Here is a 16,232-nt window from a genome sequence, read left to right as displayed (position 1 = left end):
CGCTGTTTCACGTGAAACAGCGCGCTTCTGGTCAGAGGCCGCGCCAGCCCGCCTCGTCCACGCCTCCGGGAACGGCGTCCCCGGGCTCGTACGGCTCGCGGGTGAAGACGAAGGAGCCGAGGTCGAGATGGCTCACCGAGCCGTCGGGGCACCGCATCACCCGGAGCGTCTCCCCCGCGTAGTAGCCGTCCAGGCCGACCCAGCCGCCCTCCGGGAGCGCCCGGAACGTGGCACGGCGCCCGACACCACGCAGCGGCTCCAGGGTCACCACACGGCCGGCACCGACCCGCAGGCCGTAGGCGTACGTCCCCCAGTACCAGGGACCGGTGAGCGCCAGGAGCTCCTGGTCGACCTCCGCCTCGGGAAGGGGGCGCCAGGGCTCCGGCAGGCGCGGCTCGGCCTCGGCCACGATCCGCACGAGATCGGCGGCCACAAGGCCCGTCAGGGGCCCCGAGGTGGCGTTGGCGAGCGCCACCGCCGCGAGCCCGTCCTCGACGCTCACCCAGAGGCAGGCGACGAAGCCCGGCAGCGAACCCGTGTGGCCGACGAGCGTCCGGCCGTCCTTGCGCAGCAGCTGGAGCCCGAGGCCGTAGCCCAACTCCCCGTCACCGGCCGCCGGGGGAGATGCGGGTACCCGCATCTCCTCGACCGAGGCCCGGGCCAGCACCCGGTCGTCCCCCGCGGCGAGGAACGCGCCGAACCGGCAGAGGTCGCCGACCGTCGACCAGAGCTGCCCGGCCGGCGCCATGATCCCGAGGTCCTGCTGGGGCTCGGCCAGCATCACATCGGCCCAGGGATGCACGGCGAAGCCACCGGCGTGCGGGGCGACCGGCTGCGCGGTCGTCCGGCTCAGCCCCAGCGGCTCCAGGATCTCGGTGCGCAGCGCCTCCTCCCAGGACACCCCGCGCAGGGCCTCGACCAGCGAACCGAGCAGGGTGTAGCCGGGGTTGGAGTAGTGGTACAGCCGCCCGGCGGGGTGCCGCCTCGGCTCCTCCCCAAGGACGTCGTCGAGCTCGGGCCGTACCGTGCCGGGCGTCCGCTCCCACCAGGGCGCCGGGCTCTCGGCGGCGAGCCCGGCGGTGTGGCCGAGCAGTTGAGCGATCGTCACCTCGCCGACGCCGGTGCCCTTGAGGTGCTTCTCCAGCGGATCGTCGAGGCCGAGCAGCCCCTCGTCCCGCAGCCGCATCACCAGCACCGCGGTGAACACCTTGGTGATCGAGCCGATCCGGAACTGCGTGTCGGCCTCCGGGGCATGCCCGTCGACACAGCTGCGCGACCCGAACCAGACGGTCTCGCCCTCCCGGACCAGGCCGGCCGCGAAGGAGGGCGAGCGCCCCTCGGTCTGCGCGACGGCTACGCGGTGCAGCAGGGCACGTTCGGTGCTGGGAAGCAGGGCTTCGAAGGATGAGGTCATACGGTGATCATGCCGCGCGGCCGCGGAGAACTCGATCAGGTTTGTGCCATGTCCACGAAGCGCGAGTAGTGGCCCTGGAAGGCCACGGTGATCGTCGCGGTCGGACCGTTACGGTGCTTGCCGACGATGATGTCGGCCTCGCCCGCGCGCGGGGACTCCTTCTCGTAGGCGTCCTCGCGGTGCAGCAGGATGACCATGTCCGCGTCCTGCTCGATGGAGCCGGATTCACGCAGGTCGGAGACCATCGGCTTCTTGTCCGTGCGCTGTTCGGGGCCACGGTTCAGCTGCGAGAGCGCGATCACCGGGAGCTCCAGCTCCTTGGCGAGCAGCTTCAGGTTTCGCGACATGTCGGAGACCTCCTGCTGGCGGCTCTCGGACCGCTTGGAGCCGCCGGCCTGCATCAGCTGGAGGTAGTCGATGATGACCAGCTTGATGCCGCTGCGCTGCTTGAGGCGACGGCACTTGGCGCGGATCTCCATCATCGACAGGTTCGGCGAGTCGTCGATGAAGAGCGGGGCCTGCGAGACGTCCGGCATCCGGCGGGCCAGCCGGGTCCAGTCCTCGTCGGTCATGGTGCCGGAGCGCATGTGGTGCAGCGCGACCCGGGCCTCCGCCGACAGCAGACGCATCGCGATCTCGTTGCGCCCCATTTCGAGGGAGAAGATGACGCTGGGCAGGTTGTGCTTGATGGAGGCCGCGCGGGCGAAGTCCAGCGCGAGCGTCGACTTACCCATGGCGGGACGGGCCGCGATGATGATCATCTGGCCGGGGTGCAGACCGTTGGTGAGCGCGTCCAGGTCGGTGAAGCCGGTGGGCACGCCGGTCATCTCGCCGCTGCGGGAGCCGATCGCCTCGATCTCGTCGAGCGCGCCCTCCATGATGTCGCCGAGCGGCAGGTAGTCCTCGGTGGTCCGCTGCTCGGTGACCTGGTAGATCTCGGCCTGGGCGCGGTTGACGATGTCGTCGACGTCGCCGTCGGCCGCGTATCCCATCTGCGTGATCTTGGTGCCGGCCTCGACGAGGCGCCGCAGCACGGCCCGCTCGTGGACGATCTCCGCGTAGTAGGAGGCGTTGGCGGCGGTGGGCACCGACTGGACGAGGGTGTGCAGGTACGAGACGCCGCCGGCGCGGGTGATCTCGCCGCGCTTGGTGAGCTCGGCGCCGACCGTGATGGGGTCGGCGGGCTCGCCCTTCGCGTACAGGTCGAGGATGGCCGCGTAGACCGTCTCGTGGGCCGGCTTGTAGAAGTCGTGGCCCTTGAGGATCTCGACGACGTCGGCGATGGCGTCCTTGGAGAGCAGCATGCCGCCGAGCACGGACTGCTCGGCGTCCAGGTCCTGCGGGGGGACGCGCTCGAAGCCGGACATCCCGGAGTCCCAGGAGTCCTCGCTGCCGCGCTCGTGCTGGTCCTCACGACCGCGCCCCCGGCCACGGCCCTCGCCGCGGCTGCGGGTGGGCAGCCGGTCACCTGGTCCGCTGTCGGCCCAGGGATCGTCCATGGGCTCGGGACTGCTCACCAAGCCACCTCCTGCCGTCCGCTCCGCGGACCTCGCCGTGCCACTCTTTCTTACGCCACGGCTCCGACAAACGAGAGGCTTTGACTCCGCTTCTGGCGCGTCGTGCGCCGGTCCACGGTAGGCCCGTCGGCACCGTCAGCCAATCTGGTTATCCACAGGGCCTGTGGGTGAAGGCCCGGATGCTGTGGAGAACTCCCCGGAACCTGTGCACGGACCGGGGGACAGCCATGTGGACAAACTCATATCACCCTCGACCGAACCCCTCTGACCTGCTGTTTTTCCATCCACCGGCTGTGGGGGAGAAAAACTTCGCCGTCTGGACCAAGATCAGAACAAACGGCGCACACCCGAAGGTCCACTCCCTCCCCAAGTAAGGGTTGTAAGGGCATTGCGTCTCTTACCTGTGGAAGATTAGATTGTGCCCATGCATCAGGCTCCCGCGCCACCCAAGGCCGTTCGACGGCAACACGACCGCGAGATCGTCTCGCTGGCCGTCCCGGCCTTCGGCGCACTCGTCGCCGAGCCCCTGTTCCTGCTGGCCGACAGCGCCATCGTCGGGCATCTCGGCACGCCCCAGCTCGCCGGACTCGCCATCGCCTCGACCCTGCTCTCCACCGCGGTGAGCGTCTTCGTCTTCCTCGCCTACGCCACCACGGCGGCCGTCGCCCGCCGCCTCGGCGCCGGCGACCTCCCGTCCGCCATCCGGCAGGGCGTGGACGGCATCTGGCTCGCCCTCCTCCTGGGGGCCGGAGTCGTCGCCCTCACCCTGCCCACCGCCCCGTGGCTCGTGGGGCTCTTCGGCGCCTCCGACACCGCCGCCCCCTACGCGATCACCTATCTGCGGATCTCCATCCTCGGCATCCCGGCCATGCTCGTCGTCCTCGCCGCCACCGGCGTCCTCCGCGGCCTCCAGGACACGAAGACCCCCCTCTACGTCGCCATCGCCGGTTTCGCCGCCAACGGGCTCCTCAACCTCGGGCTGGTCTACGGAGCCGGGCTCGGCATCGCCGGATCCGCCTGGGGCACGGTCATCGCCCAGGTCGGCATGGCCGTCGCCTACCTGTTCGTGGTCGTCCGCGGCGCCCGACGGCACGGCGCCTCCTTGCGTCCGGACCTCGCCGGGATCCGGGCCGGAGCCCAGGCCGGCGCCCCGCTCCTGGTCCGTACGCTCTCCCTGCGCGCGGTGCTGATGATCGCCACGGCCGTGGCCGCCCGGCTCGGCGACGCCGATGTCGCCGCGCACCAGATCATCCTGTCCCTGTGGAGCCTGATGGCCTTCGCCCTCGACGCCATCGCCATCGCCGGACAGGCCATCATCGGCCGCTACCTCGGGGCCGAGGACGCGGACGGCGCCCGCCAGGTCTGCCGCCGGATGGTGCAGTGGGGCGTGGTCTCCGGAATCGTGCTCGGGCTGCTGCTCATCGTCACCCGCCCGCTCTTCGTCCCGCTGTTCACCAGCGATCCCTCGGTCCAGGACACCCTGCTCCCCGCCCTCCTGGTCGTGGCGCTCTCCCAGCCGGTCTCCGGAGTGGTCTTCGTCCTCGACGGCGTCCTCATGGGCGCGGGCGACGGGCGCTACCTCGCCGGGGCCATGCTCGTGACCCTGGCCGTCTTCGCCCCCGTCGCCCTGCTGGTCCCCACGCTCGGGGGCGGGCTGACCGCGCTCTGGGGCGCGATGACGCTGATGATGACGGTCCGGCTGGCGACCCTCTGGATCCGCGCCCGCTCCGGACGCTGGATCGTCACCGGCGCCACCCGCTGACCGGCGCCACCCGGTGACCGAGGCCGCTGCGGTCCGAGGCCGCCGGTGTCCGATCGATGACGTTTCACGTGAAACACGATGTTTCACGTGAAACGAAGGAAGGGCCGCACCCCGAGGGGTGCGGCCCTTCCTCACTGCTCAGCAGAGACTGCCGAGGCCGGCCTTAGGCGGCGATGACCTCGACGCCCAGCTTGGCGACCACGTCGGCGTGCAGACGCACGGAGACCTGGTGCGCGCCGAGGGTCTTGATCGGCGAACCGAGCTCGACACGACGCTTGTCGACGTCCGGGCCACCCGCGGCCTTGATCGCCGCAGCGACGTCAGCCTGGGTCACGGAGCCGAACAGGCGGCCGGCGTCGCCGGAGCGAACGGCCAGCTTGACCTTGACACCCTCGAGGCGGGCCTTGAACTCGTTGGCCTGCTCGATGGTCGCGATCTCGTGGATCTTGCGGGCGCGGCGGATCTGCGCCACGTCCTTCTCGCCACCCTTGGTCCAGCGGATCGCGAAACCACGCGGGACCAGGTAGTTGCGAGCGTAGCCGTCCTTGACGTCGACGACGTCGCCAGCGGCACCGAGGCCAGAGACCTCGTGGGTGAGGATGATCTTCATTTTTCGGTCACCCTTCCCTTATCGCGCGGTGGACGTGTAGGGCAGCAGCGCCATCTCACGGCTGTTCTTGACGGCCGTGGCGACGTCACGCTGGTGCTGCGTGCAGTTGCCGGTCACGCGACGGGCACGGATCTTGCCGCGGTCGGAAATGAACTTCCGCAGCATGTTCGTGTCCTTGTAGTCAACGTACGTGACCTTGTCCTTGCAGAATGCGCAGACCTTCTTCTTAGGCTTGCGCACAGGCGGCTTCGCCATGGTGTTTCTCCTGTGTGATCAAGAAGTTTGGGTACGAGCTGCTTCTTGGGGCGTAGCCCTAGAAGGGGGGCTCGTCCGAGTAGCCGCCGCCGGAGTTTCCACCCCAGCTACCGCCGCCCTGCTGCTGCTGGCCGCCGGCCGGGGGGCTGGAGGCCCAGGGGTCGTCGGAGGGAGCTCCGCCGCCCTGCTGGCCGCCACCGGAGTTTCCACCCCAGTTGCCACCGCCGCCGCCCTGCTGCTGCCCGCCGCCGTATCCACCCTGGCCACCGCGACCCGTGGTCTTGGTGACCTTGGCCGTGGCGTTCTTCAGGCTGGGGCCGACTTCCTCGACGTCCAGCTCGTAGACCGTGCGCTTGACACCCTCGCGGTCCTCGTAGGACCGCTGCTTCAGACGGCCCTGCACGACGACGCGCATGCCTCGCTGAAGCGACTCGGCGACGTTCTCCGCCGCCTGTCGCCAGACCGAGCAGGTCAGGAAGAGGCTTTCGCCGTCCTTCCACTCGTTGGTCTGGCGGTCGAAGGTGCGGGGAGTGGACGCGATACGGAACTTCGCGACCGCCGCACCGGACGGGGTGAAGCGCAGCTCGGGGTCGTCGACAAGATTGCCGACGACCGTGATGACGGTCTCGCCTGCCATGGGTGAACCTCTCGGCGGGATTGCTTCTGGCTGCTTACTGCTACTCGAACCCGAAAACCTGTGAGCCGAAGGCTCAGTGGGTCTCGGGGCGGAGGACCTTGGTCCGGAGGACCGACTCGTTCAGGTTCATCTGGCGGTCGAGCTCCTTGACGACCGCAGGCTCGGCCTGCAGGTCGATGACCGAGTAGATGCCCTCGGGCTTCTTCTTGATCTCGTAGGCGAGACGACGACGGCCCCAGGTGTCGACCTTCTCGACCTTTCCGTTGCCCTCACGGACGACAGAAAGGAAGTTCTCGATCAGCGGGGAGACAGCGCGCTCCTCGAGATCGGGGTCGAGGATGACCATCACCTCGTAGTGACGCATGTGGAACCCACCTCCTTTGGACTCAGCGGCCACGGTCGTTCCGTGGCAGGAGGGTCGTGATGCGTAAGCAACGGTATCGGCCACCACTGACAATCCCCCTCGACGAGCGAGGGTTCCGTCGGGCTCCAGGAAGGACCTGGGCAGACACCGGTGCAGACCGTACAGAGTACCCGCACATCGGCCTGCGGTTGAAATCCTGTGGTGAGGGGACGCAATCTGTACACAACGGATGTCGGCGGCGTCACAGTGCGCCGCCTTCCCGCAGCCACGCCAGGAGGTGCCCCATGGCACAGGCAATGCGACCCGACCCCGGACACTCCCTCTTCGCCACGGACGGCAAGCCCCACCCGCTCCAGGACACCCTGATGGCGGTGACGCTCTTCCTCGGAGTGCTGTCCTTCATCACCGCCCAGTTCCACAGCCTGCACGTGCTGGCGTCCTGGGCGGGCCTGATCGGCATCCTGACCGGTGCCGTCGGACAGTTCGTCTCCGTCACGACGAGGGAACGCTTCGTCCTCATCGTCGGCCTCGGCGCCTCGGCCGTGGGCTTCTACCTCGGCATGTTCTACGGGGGCCTCGCCTGATCCCACCCGAGGGCCGGACAGGCTCAGGGACACACGTCCCATCAGGGGCGCTCCCCGGTCGCAGTAGGCTTCGGCGCGAGAGCCGGAGCCCCTGACCGATGGGGACACACCTGCCGAGGAGCGCCCCGCATGAGCCTGACCCTGAGGACCATCAGCCGTGAGCAGCATCTGGCATTCATCCAGAGCCAGCCCGCGGCGAGCCACTGCCAGGTCCCGGCGTGGGCGGACGTGAAGACCGAGTGGCGCTCGGAGAACCTCGGTTGGTTCGACAAGGCCGGCGAGCTCGTCGGTGTCGGTCTGGTGCTCTACCGCCAGCTCCCCAAGATCAAGCGGTACCTGGCCTACCTGCCCGAGGGCCCGGTCATCAACTGGCACGCCCCGAACCTCGACGACTGGCTCCAGCCGATGCTCGCGCACCTGAAGCAGCAGGGCGCCTTCTCCGTGAAGATGGGCCCCCCGGTCGTCATCCGGCGCTGGGACTCGGCCGCCATCAAGTCCGGCATCCAGGACCCGGACGTCAAGCGCCTGAAGGACGTCGAGGCCACCCACATCGAGCCGCGCGCCTTCGAGGTCGCCGACCGGCTGCGGAAGATGGGCTGGCAGCAGGCGGAGGACGGCGGCGCCGGCTTCGGCGACGTGCAGCCCCGCTACGTCTTCCAGGTCCCGCTCGCCAACCGCTCGCTCGACGACGTCCTCAAGGGCTTCAACCAGCTGTGGCGCCGCAACATCAAGAAGGCCGAGAAGGCCGGTGTCGAGGTCGTCCAGGGCGGTTACGAGGACCTCGCCGAGTGGCAGCGGCTGTACGAGATCACGGCCGTCCGCGACCACTTCCGGCCGCGCCCGCTCTCGTACTTCCAGCGCATGTGGACCGTCCTCAACAACGAGGACCCCAACCGCATGCGGCTCTACTTCGCCCGGCACAACGGCGTGAACCTGTCCGCCGCGACCATGCTCGTCGTCGGCGGCCACGTCTGGTACTCCTACGGCGCCTCCGACAACATCGGCCGCGAGGTCCGGCCCTCCAACGCGATGCAGTGGCGCATGCTGCGCGACGCGTACGCGATGGGCGCCACCGTCTACGACCTGCGGGGCATCTCGGACTCGCTGGACGAGACGGACCACCTCTTCGGTCTGATCCAGTTCAAGGTCGGCACGGGCGGCGAGGCCGTCGAGTACGTCGGCGAGTGGGACTTCCCGCTCAACAAGCTCCTGCACAAGGCGCTGGACATCTACATGTCGCGTCGCTGACGCCACGCCCGAGGCTTGCGTAGTCTCGTACACACGTACACCCCCTTGATCCACCGCAACTGACACCACCGCAGCCACCAGAAAGGTTCCGGGCCGGCCATGGCGCTCTCCCTCTACGTCGACACCGCTCGTTGGCGGGCGCACCAGAAGACGGTCATCGACCAGTTCCCCGGTCTCGTCCCGGTCTGCAAGGGCAACGGCTATGGCTTCGGCCACGAGCGCCTGGCCGACGAGGCCGCGCGCTTCGGCGCCGACATGCTCGCCGTCGGCACCACGTACGAGGCCGCCAAGATCAAGGACTGGTTCAGCGGCGACCTGCTGGTGCTCACCCCGTTCCGGCGCGGCGAGGAGCCCGTGCCGCTGCCCGACCGGGTGATCCGCTCGGTGTCCTCCGTGGACGGCGTGCACGCCCTGGTGGGCGCCCGGGTCGTGATCGAGTGCATGAGCTCGATGAAGCGCCACGGCGTCCACGAGGAGGACCTCGGCCGGCTGCACGCGGCCATCGAGGACGTACGCTTGGAGGGCTTCGCCCTGCACCTGCCCCTGGACCGCCCGGACGGCACCGACGCCGTCGAGGAGGTCATCGCCTGGATGGACCGGCTGCGGTCCGCCCGGCTGCCGCTGCACACCATGTTCGTCAGCCACCTGCGCGCCGACGAGCAGGCCCGGCTCCAGCAGCAGTTCCCGCAGACCCGCTTCCGGGCCCGGATCGGCACCCGGCTGTGGCTGGGCGACCACGAGGCCACGGACTACCGGGGCGCGGTCCTCGACGTCACCCGGGTCGCCAAGGGGGACCGCTTCGGCTACCGCCAGCAGAAGGCCGCGTCGGACGGCTGGCTCGTGGTCGTCGCCGGCGGCACCTCGCACGGCGTCGGTCTGGAGGCCCCCAAGGCGATGCACGGTGTGATGCCGCGCGCCAAGGGCGTGGCCCGCGCCGGTCTCGCGACCGTCAACCGCAACCTCTCCCCGTTCGTCTGGGCCGGCAAGCAGCGCTGGTTCGCCGAGCCGCCGCACATGCAGGTGTCGATCCTGTTCGTGCCCTCCGACGCGCAGGAGCCGCACGTCGGCGACGAGCTGGTCGCCCACCTGCGCCACACCACGACGCAGTACGACCGGCTCGTCGAGCGCTGAGCGCCGAACGCGGAGCCGACGTCAGGCACGGTACGGACAGGAGAGCGGCCCCCGGGATCACCCGGGGGCCGCTCTCGTGTCTCCGTACGCTCACTCCCGGGAGGCGCTCCCCGGAGCAGCCCAGGGATCGCCCCCGGGGATGCCGTAGGGGGCACCGTCGGGTGTGCCCCACTCCACCCGCGGGCCCTCCGTCGCCGGGGCCGCGTGCAGCGGCGGACGCGCCGCCGAGCCCAGCAGGAAGACGTCCTCGGCGCCGTCCAGGACACCCCCCGAGGGGTCGTCCGAGCCGTCCCGGCGTACCGGGTCCCGGTCCGGCGCGAGGATGTCGCGCACGACCAGGGCGCACAGGTAGAGCGTGCCGAGGACGTGCAGCACGATGGCGAACTGGTAGCCGTCGGTCGGCAGGCCCTGCTTGCTCCCGCTGCTCGTGTAGGCCAGGTAGAACCAGATGGCCAGGAAGTACATGACCTCGCAGGCCTGCCAGACGAGGAAGTCGCGCCAGCGCGGCCGGGCGAGCGCGGCGAGCGGGATCAGCCACAGGACGTACTGCGGCGAGTAGACCTTGTTGGTGAGCACGAACGCGGCCACGATCAGGAAGGCCAGCTGGGCCAGCCGGGGCCGGCGGGGCGCGGCGAACGCCAGGATCGCCAGGCCGACGGAGGCCAGCAGCATCAGGAGCAGCGCCCAGAGGTTGGCGGTCTCCGGCTGCACCTGACGGCCGGTGGTCTGGCTGAGGAGCAGCCAGACGGAGCCGAAGTCCACGTTCCGGTCGGTGCTGAAGACGTAGAACTGCTTCCAGCCCTCGGGCGCGAGCAGCATCACCGGCAGGTTCACCGCCAGCCAGGCGCCCACCGCCCCGAGCAGCGCCGTCCCGAACGCACGCCACTTCCCGGCCCGCCAGCAGAGCAGGAACAGGGGGAGGAGCAGCAGTATCGGGTAGAACTTGGCGGCCGTCGCGAGCCCGAGCAGCACGCCGGCACCGAGCGCCCGGCCGCGCGACCACATCAGCAGCGCGGCGGCGGTCAGGGCGACGGCCAGCAGGTCCCAGTTGATCGTGGCGGTCAGCGCCAGGGCGGGCGCGAGCGCCACCAGGAGGGCGTCCCAGGGGCGCCGGCGGTGGGTCCTGGCCACGCACACGGCGAGGACGGCCGTGCACACGAGCAGCAGGCCCGCGTTGACCATCCAGTAGCCCTGCTCCTGCTCCGACAGGGTGCCGCCGGGCGTCAGCCAGGCCGCGACCTGCATGAAGAGACCGGTCAGGACCGGGTACTCCAGGAACGGTATGTCGCCACCGATCCGGTCGAAGTAGGGCACCAGGCCGTCCGCGAAGCCGCGTCCCGAGAAGAGGTGCGGGATGTCGGAGTAGCAGGCGTGGGTGTACTGGGAGGTGGTGCCGCGGAACCAGGCCCAGTTGTAGCAGGGCAGCTTCTGCACCATGCCGAGCGCGAACATCCCGATGGCCACCAGGGCCACCACGCGCACCGGGGTGAGCTGCCCGGCGCCCAGCAGCGCCCGGCGGCCGATCGGCCCGCCGATCAGTTCGCTGCCCGCGGCGGCCACGTCGTCGCTGCGCGTGGGGCAGACCACCGCCGGTTCCCGCGGCGGGGTCGTCTTCTGGAGGCTCGGCATGGGGGACATCCTGCCGTACGGGCCTGGGAAAACGGTGAGGGCCGCCGCGGCCGGTTCCGTACACGGGGTACGGACCGGGCGCGACGGCCCTCGACGAGGCCGCTCGGCCGGTGGGCCGATCAGCCGCCCATGCCGGTCCAGCCGGTGCCGCCGTTGGGCTTTCCGCCTCCGCCGCCCGCTGCTGCGGGATCGGTGGACGGGGAGTCCGTCGCCGTCGGCGGGGGCGTCGTGGTGGCACCGCCGTTGGACGCGCCGCCGTTGTCGTTGCCGTTGTTGGCGCCGCCGGTCGGGTCGCACGGCCAGTCCCACACGGAGCAGGTCTTGCCAGGGTCCGCCGTCTTGGTCGGCTTCGTGGTGGGCGTCTGCGTCGTCGCGGTGGCGGACGGCGTCTCGGACTCGGTCTCCGTCGGCGTCGGCGTCGGGCTGACCGCGCCGCCGCCGAAGACCGCCTCGGCACCCAGGTCCTCGGGCGACGGGAAGTCCACCGGCTTGGTCCCGCTCAGCGCGTCGGTCATGTAGTCGTGCCAGATCTGCGACGGGAACGACGAACCGTGGATCTTCGGCTGGGCACCCGTGCCGAACATGGACTCGAACTTACGGTCCTTGATCGTCTCGTCGTCCGCGAAGCGGTACATGTCGATGGCGGTCGACAGCTGCGGGGTGTAGCCCACGAACCAGGCCGAGTTGTTGCCGTCGGTCGTACCGGTCTTGCCGGCCGCCTCGCGGTCGTCGAGCGCGGCCTTCTTGCCGGTGCCCTTCTTCACGACGTCCTTCAGCACGTCGGTGACGTTGCTGGCGACGGCGGTGGAGAACGCGCGCTTCGGCGCGGCCTCGTGCTGGTAGACGACCTCGCCCTTCTGGAGGACCTTGGTCACGGAGAACGGGTCGTTCTGCTCGCCGTTGTTCGCGAAGGTCGAGTACGCGCCGGCCATGCGGATCGCGCTCGGGGAGGAGATACCGAGCGAGAACGACGGCACATCGGCCTTGATCAGCGAGGACTCCAGAAGGCCCGCGTCGACGGCCGACTTGCGGACCTTGTCGATGCCGATGTCCATGCCGAGCTGCACGTACGGCGAGTTGGCGGAGACCTGCATGGCCTTACGAAGCGTCACGTTCCCGTAGCTCGCACCGTCGTCGTTCGTCTGGAGCCACTCGCCGCCCTTCTCGTCGTGCCAGATCGAGCCGTCGTACCTCTTGATCCTCAGCTTGTTCTGGCCGTTGTAGAGGCTCTTGTCGGGGTCGACGATCGTCCGCGAGGACGGACCCTGCTCCTGACCCAGCGTCTTGTCCCGCACACCGTCGCGCATCGCCGCCGCCAGGACGAAGGGCTTGAAGGTCGATCCGACCTGGGCACCCGTCTGGTCGGCGTTGTTGGTGAAGTGCTTGGTGGCGTCGGTGCCACCGTAGATCGCCACGATCGCGCCGGTCCTCGGGTCGACCGAAGCGCCACCGAACTGGACGTGGGTGTCCTCCTTCGGGCGCTTCTTCGGGTCGATGTGCTCCTCGTAGACCTTCTTGATCGCCTTCTCGAGAGACGCGACCTTCTTCTTGTCGAAGGTCGTGTGGATCTCGAAGCCACCCTTGGCAATCTGCTGGGCGGTGATGCCCTTGTCGTTGTTGTTGAGGAAGTTCGCCTCGGCCGTCCGGACCAGGTAGCCGACCTGGCCGCCCAGCTGGGCGCCCTGGGTCCGGCCCTTCACCTTGGGGAACTCGGTGTACTTGGCGCGCTCGGTGGCCGGGAGGTTCCCGTCCTTGACCATCTCGTCCAGGATCCACTTCCAGCGCTTCTCGGCGCGGGCGCGGTTGGCCTGGGCGGTGGCCTGCGGGTCGATCTCGGGGGAGCCGGCCGGGTCGTAGTAGGTCGCGCCCTTGAGCAGCGAGGCGAGGAAGGCGGACTGGCTGGGGTTCAGCTTGCTGGCGTCCGTGCCGAAGTACGTGCGGGCCGCCGCCTGGATGCCATAGGCACCGCGTCCGTAGTACGAGGTGTTGAGGTAGCCGGCCATGATGACGGGCTTCTCCAGGTCGTTGCCGACGCGCATCGAGATGAAGAGTTCCTTCACCTTGCGGGTCACGGTCTGCGACTGGTCGTTGAGCCGGTTGTTCTTCACGTACTGCTGGGTGATGGTCGAACCACCCTGGGTCTCGCCGCCCTTGGCCATGTTCCACACGGCGCGGCCGATGCCCATCGGGTCGATACCCGAGTCGGTCCAGAAGGTCTTGTTCTCGGCCGAGACCACCGCGTTCTGCATCGACTTCGGGATCTGCTCGATGCCGACGATCTGCCGGTTGACCTCACCGCCGGTCGCGGCCATCACCGTGCCGTCGGACCAGTAGAAGACGTTGTTCTGCTGCTTGGCGCTCAGGTCCTCGTTGGGGATCCCCACCATGGCGTACGCGATGGCACCCGCACCCATGAGACTGCCGCAGAAGGCCAGGAACAGGCCCGTGACGAGCTTCCACGACGGCATCCAGCGACGCCAGCCGTACTTGCCGTAGCGCGGGTAGTCGATGAGCCGCTTCTTGCCGGGCGGGCGTCCGCCGCGGCCGCGTCCGGGACCACCGCCCTGACCGCCGCCACCACCGCCGCGCCGTCCGCCTCCGGGGCCGCTCGGGCCGCCGGGCCCACCGGCCTCGGGCGCACGCCTGCGACCGCCCCGCTGGGCGGCTCGCCGGGCCTCGGCACGCCCCCCGTAGGGGCGCTGCTCCTCCCCATGGACGGAAGGCGGTCCGTACGAGTCCGAAGGGGACCCGGAACCGACGTCATGGCCTTGGGCCGGCCTGTGGCCCATCGGCTGCTGGGCCGCGCGCCGGGCCGCAGCGCGACCGCCACTCGGCGGCTGTTGCTGCGGCATTTTGCGACGGTGCTCGCTCATCGAACGACTACTCCTCGGGCAGGCGCGTACGCCTGGAAGCGGCAGTTGAGTTCCGGTCCCCCCGAAATGCACACGGCGGGACCTCGGGAAAAGCCCCACCGTGCCGCAGCCGGTCACCCGGTTCACTGACGCCCTGCGGCATCGCTCGGTTCCCGGTGGTCTGCATGCCGCACAGACTACGCACGGCCAAAACCCACCTACATACGGACTTCATCCCAAATCCGGCAAGTCGAACGCTGTGAATTGACATTGTGACGCCGGTCACCCGTGCCCCACTTGTCGCAACCGGGGGCTCGTTCTATCGTCGGGATGTATCGAGTCGATACATCGGTGCGGCACATCGACTCGGCATAAGAGTTTTCTGGTTCCGAGAGACGAGTCCCGAGAGCGGAGGAGGCGGCGAATGAGCAGGCGCTCAGGAATCCTTGAGTTCGCCGTTCTCGGCCTTCTTCGCGAGGCGCCGATGCACGGTTACGAGCTGCGCAAGCGGCTCAACACCTCGCTGGGCATCTTCCGGGCCTTCAGCTACGGGACCCTCTACCCCTGCCTCAAGACGCTGGTCGCCAACGGCTGGTTGATCGAGGAGCCGGGCAGCGCCCCCGAGGACGCGCTGGCCGCTTCACTCGCAGGACGCCGCGCCAAGATCGTCTACCGGTTGACGGCCGAAGGTAAGGAGCACTTCGAAGAGCTCCTCTCCCACACCGGCCCCGACGCCTGGGAGGACGAGCACTTCGCCGCCCGCTTCGCGTTCTTCGGCCAGACCGAGCACGACGTGCGGATGCGAGTGCTGGAGGGCCGCCGCAGCCGGCTGGAAGAGCGCCTGGAGAAGATGCGCGCCTCTCTGGCCCGGACGCGCGAGCGCCTCGACGACTACACGCTTGAGCTGCAGCGCCACGGAATGGAGTCCGTGGAGCGCGAAGTGCGCTGGCTGAACGAGCTCATCGAGAGCGAGCGGGCGGGCCGGGATCAGCGATCCCGACCCGAGGACCCCGCTCAACAGCACAAAAATTCTGGAGAAACGGGCGGCCTGCCCCGGCACGGGGGCAGTACCCGGCCGGATCCGTCCGACGACACCGCAAAGTGAAACCCTGCGTCAGCAGGGCTTCCACGACATACAGGGAGCAACCGGAATGGGTTCGGTTCGCGTAGCCATCGTCGGCGTGGGCAACTGCGCCGCCTCGCTGGTGCAGGGCGTCGAGTACTACAAGGACGCCGACCCGGCGTCCAAGGTGCCCGGCCTCATGCACGTCCAGTTCGGCGACTACCACGTCGGCGACGTGGAGTTCGTGGCCGCGTTCGACGTGGACGCGAAGAAGGTCGGCCTCGACCTCTCCGACGCCATCGGCGCCAGCGAGAACAACACCATCAAGATCTGCGACGTCCCGAACAAGGGCGTCACGGTCCAGCGTGGCCACACGCTCGACGGCCTCGGCAAGTACTACCGCCTGACCATCGAGGAGTCCCCCGAGGCTCCCGTGGACGTCGTCCAGGTCCTCAAGGACCAGCAGGTCGACGTGCTGGTGTGCTACCTGCCCGTGGGCTCCGAGGCCGCCGCGAAGTTCTACGCGCAGTGCGCCATCGACGCCAAGGTCGCGTTCGTCAACGCCCTCCCGGTCTTCATCGCCGGCACCAAGGAGTGGGCGGACAAGTTCACCGAGGCCGGTGTCCCGATCGTCGGCGACGACATCAAGTCCCAGGTCGGCGCCACCATCACGCACCGCGTGATGGCCAAGCTGTTCGAGGACCGCGGTGTCCGTCTTGAGCGCACCATGCAGCTCAACGTCGGCGGCAACATGGACTTCAAGAACATGCTGGAGCGCGACCGCCTCGAGTCCAAGAAGATCTCGAAGACCCAGGCCGTCACCTCGCAGATCCCCGACCGCGAGCTGGGCGAGAAGAACGTCCACATCGGTCCGTCGGACTACGTGGCCTGGCTCGACGACCGCAAGTGGGCGTACGTCCGCCTTGAGGGCCGTGCCTTCGGCGACGTCCCGCTGAACCTCGAGTACAAGCTCGAGGTCTGGGACTCCCCGAACTCGGCCGGTGTCATCATCGACGCCGTGCGTGCCGCGAAGATCGCCAAGGACCGGGGCATCGGTGGCCCGATCCTCTCCGCGTCCTCGTACTTCATGAAGTCCCCGCCGGTGCAGTACTTCGACGACGAGGCCTTCGCCAACGTCGAGAAGTTCATCAAGGGCGAGGTCGAGC

14 protein-coding genes are annotated in these 16,232 nt (G+C 69.1%); 6 read left to right on the top strand and 8 right to left on the bottom strand.

The features are described 5' to 3' along the window. Positions 1 to 31 precede the first annotated feature (31 nt). Together AB0Q96_RS33380 and dnaB are read right to left on the bottom strand one after the other, a co-directional pair. Positions 32 to 1,414 (bottom strand): serine hydrolase domain-containing protein, encoded by a 1,383-nt coding sequence (locus AB0Q96_RS33380; RefSeq protein ID WP_365332094.1) that lies wholly within the window; start codon positions 1,412 to 1,414, stop codon positions 32 to 34. A 35-nt stretch (positions 1,415 to 1,449) separates the two neighbouring features. After that, positions 1,450 to 2,913: a replicative DNA helicase gene (dnaB, locus tag AB0Q96_RS33375; protein ID WP_365332245.1), complete on the bottom strand. Its 1,464-nt coding sequence runs from the start codon at positions 2,911 to 2,913 to the stop codon at positions 1,450 to 1,452. 442 nt (positions 2,914 to 3,355) lie between these two features. On the opposite strand from dnaB, the gene AB0Q96_RS33370 reads away from it, so the two are divergent. Continuing rightward, complete coding sequence (locus AB0Q96_RS33370; protein WP_365332092.1) at positions 3,356 to 4,693, top strand: MATE family efflux transporter; 1,338 nt, start codon at positions 3,356 to 3,358, stop codon at positions 4,691 to 4,693. Between the two features lie 163 nt (positions 4,694 to 4,856). Here the strand turns inward: AB0Q96_RS33370 and rplI are convergent, their stop codons facing one another. The 4 genes from rplI to rpsF form a co-directional block, all read right to left on the bottom strand. Then, the gene (gene rplI / locus AB0Q96_RS33365) at positions 4,857 to 5,303 is read right to left on the bottom strand and encodes a 50S ribosomal protein L9 (protein ID WP_365332091.1); all 447 of its coding nucleotides are present in this window, start codon (positions 5,301 to 5,303) and stop codon (positions 4,857 to 4,859) included. Positions 5,304 to 5,321: 18 nt separating this feature from the next. Further along, positions 5,322 to 5,558 carry a 30S ribosomal protein S18 gene (gene rpsR, locus AB0Q96_RS33360; protein ID WP_003949403.1) on the bottom strand — a complete coding sequence of 79 codons (237 nt, stop codon included), beginning with the start codon at positions 5,556 to 5,558 and terminating at the stop codon, positions 5,322 to 5,324. Positions 5,559 to 5,616: 58 nt separating this feature from the next. Continuing rightward, complete coding sequence (locus tag AB0Q96_RS33355) at positions 5,617 to 6,195, bottom strand: single-stranded DNA-binding protein (RefSeq protein WP_365332089.1); 579 nt, start codon at positions 6,193 to 6,195, stop codon at positions 5,617 to 5,619. A gap of 73 nt (positions 6,196 to 6,268) precedes the next feature. Further along, the gene (gene rpsF, locus AB0Q96_RS33350; RefSeq protein WP_004950685.1) at positions 6,269 to 6,559 is read right to left on the bottom strand and encodes a 30S ribosomal protein S6; all 291 of its coding nucleotides are present in this window, start codon (positions 6,557 to 6,559) and stop codon (positions 6,269 to 6,271) included. A 284-nt stretch (positions 6,560 to 6,843) separates the two neighbouring features. On the opposite strand from rpsF, the gene AB0Q96_RS33345 reads away from it, so the two are divergent. From AB0Q96_RS33345 to AB0Q96_RS33335, 3 genes are all read left to right on the top strand, one after another. After that, complete coding sequence (locus AB0Q96_RS33345) at positions 6,844 to 7,143, top strand: hypothetical protein (protein ID WP_365332087.1); 300 nt, start codon at positions 6,844 to 6,846, stop codon at positions 7,141 to 7,143. Positions 7,144 to 7,272: 129 nt separating this feature from the next. After that, a complete protein-coding gene (locus AB0Q96_RS33340; protein WP_365332085.1) occupies positions 7,273 to 8,391 on the top strand; it encodes a peptidoglycan bridge formation glycyltransferase FemA/FemB family protein in 1,119 nt (372 codons plus the stop codon). 99 nt (positions 8,392 to 8,490) lie between these two features. After that, on the top strand, positions 8,491 to 9,522 hold the full coding sequence (locus AB0Q96_RS33335) for an alanine racemase (RefSeq protein WP_365332083.1): 1,032 nt from the start codon (positions 8,491 to 8,493) through the stop codon (positions 9,520 to 9,522). A gap of 90 nt (positions 9,523 to 9,612) precedes the next feature. Here AB0Q96_RS33335 and AB0Q96_RS33330 read toward each other — a convergent pair whose 3' ends face one another. Together AB0Q96_RS33330 and AB0Q96_RS33325 are read right to left on the bottom strand one after the other, a co-directional pair. Further along, complete coding sequence (locus tag AB0Q96_RS33330; protein WP_365332081.1) at positions 9,613 to 11,151, bottom strand: glycosyltransferase 87 family protein; 1,539 nt, start codon at positions 11,149 to 11,151, stop codon at positions 9,613 to 9,615. Positions 11,152 to 11,270: 119 nt separating this feature from the next. Beyond that, complete coding sequence (locus tag AB0Q96_RS33325; protein WP_365332079.1) at positions 11,271 to 14,024, bottom strand: transglycosylase domain-containing protein; 2,754 nt, start codon at positions 14,022 to 14,024, stop codon at positions 11,271 to 11,273. Positions 14,025 to 14,427: 403 nt separating this feature from the next. On the opposite strand from AB0Q96_RS33325, the gene AB0Q96_RS33320 reads away from it, so the two are divergent. Together AB0Q96_RS33320 and AB0Q96_RS33315 are read left to right on the top strand one after the other, a co-directional pair. Beyond that, positions 14,428 to 15,108 carry a PadR family transcriptional regulator gene (locus AB0Q96_RS33320; protein ID WP_365332077.1) on the top strand — a complete coding sequence of 227 codons (681 nt, stop codon included), beginning with the start codon at positions 14,428 to 14,430 and terminating at the stop codon, positions 15,106 to 15,108. A gap of 46 nt (positions 15,109 to 15,154) precedes the next feature. Continuing rightward, positions 15,155 to 16,232, top strand: a 1,078-nt coding sequence (locus AB0Q96_RS33315) for an inositol-3-phosphate synthase (RefSeq protein WP_365332075.1), incomplete at its 3' end; no start/stop codon positions are given.

Origin of the sequence: Streptomyces sp. NPDC093111, from assembly GCF_040683955.1 — a bacterium.
In the GTDB taxonomy this organism is placed as follows: Bacteria; Actinomycetota; Actinomycetes; order Streptomycetales; family Streptomycetaceae; genus Streptomyces.
Note: the sequence above shows the minus strand (reverse complement) of the source record. Positions and strands in the feature narration are given on the sequence as shown.

What these genes read in the sequence shown, in the direction of transcription:
- AB0Q96_RS33380 (WP_365332094.1), bottom strand. Translation starts at nt 1,414, where the DNA reads ATGACCTCATCCTTCGAAGCCCTGCTTCCCAGCACCGAACGTGCCCTG.
- dnaB (WP_365332245.1), bottom strand. Translation starts at nt 2,913, where the DNA reads ATGGACGATCCCTGGGCCGACAGCGGACCAGGTGACCGGCTGCCCACC.
- AB0Q96_RS33370 (WP_365332092.1), top strand. Translation starts at nt 3,356, where the DNA reads ATGCATCAGGCTCCCGCGCCACCCAAGGCCGTTCGACGGCAACACGAC.
- rplI (WP_365332091.1), bottom strand. Translation starts at nt 5,303, where the DNA reads ATGAAGATCATCCTCACCCACGAGGTCTCTGGCCTCGGTGCCGCTGGC.
- rpsR (WP_003949403.1), bottom strand. Translation starts at nt 5,558, where the DNA reads ATGGCGAAGCCGCCTGTGCGCAAGCCTAAGAAGAAGGTCTGCGCATTC.
- AB0Q96_RS33355 (WP_365332089.1), bottom strand. Translation starts at nt 6,195, where the DNA reads ATGGCAGGCGAGACCGTCATCACGGTCGTCGGCAATCTTGTCGACGAC.
- rpsF (WP_004950685.1), bottom strand. Translation starts at nt 6,559, where the DNA reads ATGCGTCACTACGAGGTGATGGTCATCCTCGACCCCGATCTCGAGGAG.
- AB0Q96_RS33345 (WP_365332087.1), top strand. Translation starts at nt 6,844, where the DNA reads ATGGCACAGGCAATGCGACCCGACCCCGGACACTCCCTCTTCGCCACG.
- AB0Q96_RS33340 (WP_365332085.1), top strand. Translation starts at nt 7,273, where the DNA reads ATGAGCCTGACCCTGAGGACCATCAGCCGTGAGCAGCATCTGGCATTC.
- AB0Q96_RS33335 (WP_365332083.1), top strand. Translation starts at nt 8,491, where the DNA reads ATGGCGCTCTCCCTCTACGTCGACACCGCTCGTTGGCGGGCGCACCAG.
- AB0Q96_RS33330 (WP_365332081.1), bottom strand. Translation starts at nt 11,151, where the DNA reads ATGCCGAGCCTCCAGAAGACGACCCCGCCGCGGGAACCGGCGGTGGTC.
- AB0Q96_RS33325 (WP_365332079.1), bottom strand. Translation starts at nt 14,024, where the DNA reads ATGAGCGAGCACCGTCGCAAAATGCCGCAGCAACAGCCGCCGAGTGGC.
- AB0Q96_RS33320 (WP_365332077.1), top strand. Translation starts at nt 14,428, where the DNA reads ATGAGCAGGCGCTCAGGAATCCTTGAGTTCGCCGTTCTCGGCCTTCTT.